4 protein-coding genes and 2 pseudogenes are annotated in these 6,103 nt (G+C 51.8%); 5 read left to right on the top strand and 1 reads right to left on the bottom strand.

The window, feature by feature from the left end:
• Positions 1-208: 208 nt before the first annotated feature.
• The 5 genes and pseudogenes from MFF55_RS25130 (at position 209) to istB (ending at position 3,556) form a co-directional block, all read left to right on the top strand.
• On the top strand, positions 209-1,660 hold the full coding sequence (locus MFF55_RS25130; RefSeq protein ID WP_238246838.1) for an O-antigen ligase family protein: 1,452 nt from the start codon (positions 209-211) through the stop codon (positions 1,658-1,660).
• A 269-nt stretch (positions 1,661-1,929) separates the two neighbouring features.
• A pseudogene (locus tag MFF55_RS25135) lies at positions 1,930-2,184 on the top strand (transposase); the annotation flags it as partial.
• An 86-nt stretch (positions 2,185-2,270) separates the two neighbouring features.
• Positions 2,271-2,513 (top strand): annotated as a pseudogene (locus MFF55_RS25140) (transposase); the annotation flags it as partial.
• A 78-nt stretch (positions 2,514-2,591) separates the two neighbouring features.
• Positions 2,592-2,825 (top strand): hypothetical protein, encoded by a 234-nt coding sequence (locus MFF55_RS25145; RefSeq protein ID WP_238246841.1) that lies wholly within the window; start codon positions 2,592-2,594, stop codon positions 2,823-2,825.
• On the top strand, positions 2,825-3,556 hold the full coding sequence (istB, locus tag MFF55_RS25150) for an IS21-like element helper ATPase IstB (RefSeq protein WP_238246840.1): 732 nt from the start codon (positions 2,825-2,827) through the stop codon (positions 3,554-3,556). The genes MFF55_RS25145 and istB overlap by 1 nt, the downstream gene beginning before the upstream one ends.
• A gap of 839 nt (positions 3,557-4,395) precedes the next feature.
• Here istB and MFF55_RS25160 read toward each other — a convergent pair.
• Entirely contained in the window at positions 4,396-5,520 is a 1,125-nt protein-coding gene (locus tag MFF55_RS25160) for a glycosyltransferase (protein WP_238246839.1), read from the bottom strand.
• Between the last annotated feature and the right edge of the window lie 583 nt (positions 5,521-6,103).

Here is a 6,103-nt window from a genome sequence, read left to right on the forward strand (position 1 = left end):
TTGTACGAGCTCCCATCCTCGCACCCCTAGGCCTCGTTCAAGCACCTTAATCTCTCGACGAACCGTCATCTCCCTAACAGGAACTTCAAAAGGAAGCTAATTTGTGCTGCCTTCCCTGCAGTACGAAGGGTAACTGGGCTACTATCTTATGGACTCAAGGTCTCTACCATGCCAAATACTAAGCGTACGTCAGAGACGAGTCTTGCAGTTGACGACTGCACAAATTTTGCAGCAGTTGATGACCAGGCAGGAGCTTCGTTACCTTAACGACGCTTCATCGTACGAACAAGGATTGAACATAGTGCGTGACGCTCCCGGCATGTTTTTGCCAATTCTATTACCAATGGCGCTGCTTTCGCTGGCGATTACGATAAGTTTTCTGCGTGTCGTGAGCGACAATCAAACGCGACTGCTGGTCTTCGCTTTCTGGCTGAGGTACGCGATGTCAGCATTCCACTTCGTCACTTATAAACCCTTTATTGCCGGGCTTTCATTAAACGCCATCTCTTCTCTTTTGATTGTAATAGTGAGTATTTTAATAGTTAAAAGAAGATATTTACTGAGAGTAGACAGCTTATTTCTACTATCTTTACTTATAATTATTATACTTAGCGGCATAGTAAACGGAAGGTATTTAGGAAGCGCAAACACAATAATTAAATTTATGTATCTCCTTTCGGTGGCCTTTCTATGCTACGACGCACTTCAACGTCATGGCATAGCTAAGGTTATGGGCCTCCTGAGTGTCGCCTTTCTGCTGCCGATCAGCCTGCAGATAGTGTCCTATGTCATCGGTCCGGTCAAAGCAACTGAAGTCGACGGATCTGCGAGCTATATTGGCGGTTACTACCACGAGGCAGCTTTTTCGATAATCTTGGTGACCTTTCTATTTGTCGCTTGTTTCACAAGAGTGGGCAGTCGTTATACCCTTGTTTTTGGATGTATTGGAATAATTGGCCTCATAGCCGCGAATTATCGGACATCAATCTTAGCAGCCGCGCCATCGATACTTGCGTTTGTAGTATGCGTGGTAGCAATAAGGGTTCGTCCTAGTCAAAGATCTGCGGTGACCTTGGTATTTTTGGTTTTAGCTCTTACTGGAGCGGTAGCAGTATCAACTTTATTTGCTGAAAGATTTAAAGATGTTTTGACCATCGTGGAAAATGGAACAGATTTTATAAAACCACCAGAATACTTTTCTAGAATGGACAAAAAAGTACTGTCGGGGAGGGCGTACATTTGGAGTGTATACCTTACACCCTGGCTTCGTTCAGGCGAAATGAATTTCCTGTTTGGGTTTGGTGCAGACTCGTGGCAAGATTTGTTCCATCTATATGCTCACAATACATTCGTATCATATGCTTATGAATTTGGTATTTTTGGATTAGTAATGTTCTTAGCTGTTCTTCTTCGGACTGGAGCGTTGGCTATGAGGCTCCGAGGTGTTCCCCGTATCGTTTCTCTGTGCGGGATCGTAAGTTTCACTCTGATCAACATGGCTACAATGCCCCTCTGGCTGATTGAAGGAAATCTATTGTTCGCCATCATACTTGCTTACACATGGTATTCAGTAGACAAGATAGCAAAAAGCAAGTCTTCTGTATTGTTAGCTGCTGAGGATCCAAATTTTGCACGAACTAACCCGGGCTTAGTGAGATAATATTGGTTGTCAGTTTTGGCGAAGCGATTGTGTTCTCAAGCGCGTGTTGTTTCGCGCAAAAGCTAACCTGAGCTGACGTCCCCCCGTGTATTTGGTCCGGTCTGAGTGCGAGTTGTCCGGTCTTGTGAGACCCTGACGGGAGGAGCGGAGCCGTGAAGAAGAGCAGATCGCCTTTGTGATCCGCCCCCAGCGGAGTGGTTCGCCCTTTGGTATGGCTTTTCAGCCAGGAGGACGGATCGATGTCGAGGAAGTGACCCAAGCCCGAGGAGATCGTTGCGAAGCTGCGCCAAGCCGACGTGCTAATCGGACAAGGTACGAGCGTGGCGGAGGCGATCCGGGCGATCGGCGTGAGCGAGGTGGCCTACTATCGCTGGCGCCGTGAGTTCGGCGGGCTGAAGACCGATCAGGTCCGGCGCATGAAGGACCTGGAGACGGAGAACCAGCGGCTGAGGAAGGCGATCGCGGACCTGACGCTCGACAAGCTAATCCTGCAGGAAGCCGCCCGGGGAGGACGTCTCGAGCCCCGCCAAGAGCCTGTCTCGAAACGGGGTTGAGTGGCTGGGGCGGTGCTGATTCCAAGGGTGGGCTCGAAGCCTGCTTGGACCCTGCGATGTGGACCCCGACCACCCGTCGGCATCATAGCCGAACGGGCTTACGCGACGTGAGCGACCTAACGGACACCGAGTGGGTGCTGCTGGAGCCGCTGCTTCCACCGCTTTGCGACCAAGGCCGCCCGCGCTCTTGGCCGCCGCGAGAGGTCGTCAACGCAATCTCCTACGTGCGGCGCTCCGGCTGTCCCTGGCAGCTTCTCCCGTCCGACTTCCCGCCCTGGCGCACGGTCTATCGGTGGTTCGCAGCCTGGGCTTTGCCTGAAGCGCTTGGCGAGGTCCGCCAACGCCTCAGCGCGTATCCTGATGGGGACCGGCAGTTCGTGAGCATCCTCTCAGCCGTGCCCGATGCGGGACTGGCGGCGGTTGAGGCGGCCTGCGTCACCGCCCTGGCCGCGCGACTGCACAGCGCCGACGCCGAGCTCAACATCCTGGCTCGGAGCCGCGAGCCTGAGCCGCCTCAGTCCGTGCTGACGCCGGCCTGCTTGACGCTAGGCCTGGTGCCCGAGGCCGACTGTGCCCGCTACGACGGACTGCGTACGAGGGTGCCAGCGTGATGGAGCGCCCCGCCATCCTGGAGCTAATGGTCAAGCTCAAGCTGCGCGGCATGCGCGCAGCCTACGACGAAGTGACCACACTGGCCGCCGAGCGGCATCACTCACCCGAGCAGGTGGTGGGTCAGCTCCTGGCCGCGCAGCTGGCCGACGTGGAGAGCCGGGCCACGGCCTACCGCATGGGCAACGCTCACTTCCCAACGATGAAGACGCTGGCCGAGTTCGACTTCGCAGGCTCGCCGGTGAACGCTGCCGCGGTGCGCGAGCTGCACAGGGGCACGTTCCTGGCCGAGAGCCGCAACATCGTGCTGGTCGGGGGCACGGGCTCGGGCAAGACGCACCTGGCCATCGCCATCGGGGCGAACTGTGTGCGTGAGCGCGAAGCGCGGGTGCGCTTCTTCAACACGGTCGACCTGGTCAATCGGCTGGAAGCGGAGACGCGGGTGGGCAAGGCGGGGCGACTGGCGACGCAGCTCGCGCGCACGGACCTCGTGATCCTGGACGAATTAGGCTACCTGCCGTTCCCGCGGGCGGGTGGTCAGATGCTGTTCCACCTGATCAGTCGCCTGTATGAGCACACCTCGGTGATCGTGACGACGAACCTGCCCTTTGGCGAGTGGCCGAGCGTGTTTGGCGACGCCAAGATGACGACGGCGCTGCTCGACCGTCTCACCCATCATTGCGAGATCCTGGAGACCGGCAACGCCAGCTGGCGGCTCAAGACCCGCGCCTGAGGCCCTGCGAGACAGGATCAGAGGTGGGTCCCTTTTGACGCCGAACCTGGGTCCCTTTTGCATGCCGATCGACACATCACCGAGCACAATTGAACGCCACGACCCTTCGCGTGGACCAAACCCGCTACCGCTATCTTCGACGCGCTGAACCAAGCGCCTAAACCATCCCTCTGAGGCAGTGCACTAGCGCTCAACGCGGCGATTTCGCCGGAAAAATCCATGCAACGATAGATCGGATATAATCTTGCATCCAGTAAGCGACGATCATCCCAACAATAAGTGAAACAAAAAATCCAATTTCAGCCCAAGGAGAGAACAGAGTGCTGCTTTTACTTATCTCAACTTTGTGCGTGTCAATGATAGTAATGACATCGTCAGCACGTCTACAATGCCTCAAGCGGTTTGCATGGCCGATGAATTCAGATCTTACCTGTTTATACATCTGTCTTTCACGATGTTTTCGTATACCATAGGATAATACGCACACTAGCGTCGCAAATATTATAATAACAATTGTATAGGTTCCAAATTCTTCGAGCCAGTGCGGTATCATTTATTGAGTAGCCAGTTGACCTGAAAAGATTCTGGAGACAGCACAAATTGGTTAGAGCGGTCATGCAATGAGGCAAGTAAGCAGAATATAGTTACTCAAATTCTCAGGCATGCCCTCCTATAGTACTAAGCGTCGGCAGTACCTGCGTCGAACACCTCTGACGCTAAACTGGCATATATGCCGCTGCAGCACGTCGCTACTCGCCTCGCAGTATTCACAATCGCTATGGACGGTAGAACTTCACTAACCAGCACGTTATAGACACCTTGATGAGGGAACAGGCAACTCAGACGGGCAGCGACAGAATCATTGAAGCGTGCGCTTCTAGCCTGGAAAGCCTGGTTAGCAATCTTGCTGGTTGTTCTGCACCAACATCGTTCAAAATTTTAGACCAGCGATGACTCCAGTCATTTGATCTCAGACTTTCAACAACGCCTGCAGTTTGCAGCTTTGCAATTCGCTCATGATCCGCGTTCAAGCAGGTGAGAAAATCAAGTATTTCCTTCGGATCTGAGGGCAGTGCTATCACTGCATCAGGCCAATGAAAAATCCTCTCAAACTCAGGACATTGAGGTGCAGATCCTATCATGATTGCGCCGCACGCTGCCCCCTCGAATAGACGCGATGGTATCACTTGATCCCCGCGGCTCTCAGAAAACTTATGACCACGCGCAAGCATATGGTCGAAACAGACGAAATATTTGGCACGCTTTATTTTGCTGAAAGTTAGAAACCTGTGTTCCGACCAGTCGTACACACTAGTATTTGAGATATTTACGCTATCATAGTCGTAAAAAAAACTTGTTTTTCTTGATATTTGCAATAACTCCTTGTGAACGGTTTCTGAACGACGACCGATTGAAAGAACGTCTATTGTTCGAGCAGGTGTATTAGGGTATGGCGACGCCTCGAGAGCGTCAACCGCTGTTGGCAAAAAGGCGCACGGAATACCAGTCATCTTGTGGAGATCATTTGCAGTGTTTGCATGCAGAGTGTAGATAAAATCAAAATTACTCAAAATTTCCACGTAAGGTTTTTTATCTTTGAGCATATGCGACCATATTTCAATAATGTAGGCAACCTTTATTCCAGACCGCGCCCGCCATCCACTCAGATTGTTTAGCTCAGCAAGACTGTCAATATTAGCAGCTACGAATATAAATAGGTCGCAATTAGAGGTAAGCTCTGCTTTCGACGTGCGCGGGGGCCGCGTAGCCTTGAAGTTGCGTTGTATCTTATGAAAAAACTTTTCCGTCAGACTATTTTTCGACGCAGATTTGTTATTTGTTGGAGGAGCTATTAACTGAGCCTCTTCGATTTCGCAGATCACCTTGCAAAATTCGTAAACAGCGCTATTATAAACCTTAGGGTGCGCAGCATAGTCAGAATATACCAAAGCCTTGATGCTCATCTGTGACACCCGCATGCTCTACTCTATCGCCTTCGTTTTTAAGAAAAACTCATTCATATAAATAATTTTTCCACTATTACAACGTTCGACAACAAGTATGATAAACAACTATTAAATTTCTTGTTTTATGTTCTTAGCACGGATCTATAATCATGATCCTTAATGTGGGATAAATCGCGAGTCGATTGTGGTGTTTTAGGTCTTGCGTCCTTGTTTTCACTGTGCATATCACACCGGCCTTACAGGTTAGCGATTCAGAAGGAAATTCCTGTGTGCAACTCAAATGACGCGTGCAAAACCTGCTTTCTATCCGTTCGTAATGAGCAGGAACCACGATGGATAGCGGTTCAGAGCGAGTTAGCATTTTCCCCTGGGGTTTAAGCCTGATGAGGATCGATAGTTGCTCCGTTGCCGCTGTGGCCGTGATTGGATTCTGAGGCTCTGCGCGCTCTGATCGAAGATTCGCGCGACCCGGACCCGCCCTTTTCCGACGCTATCGGCGATACATGCTTGCAGCCAGCGCTCTGACCCAGCGGAACTGGGCTGCAAACGGTGCGAGATTGGTGTTTGATCCCGTGGTGTG

The organism is Methylobacterium iners (assembly GCF_022179305.1).
Classification (GTDB): domain Bacteria; phylum Pseudomonadota; class Alphaproteobacteria; order Rhizobiales; family Beijerinckiaceae; genus Methylobacterium; species Methylobacterium iners.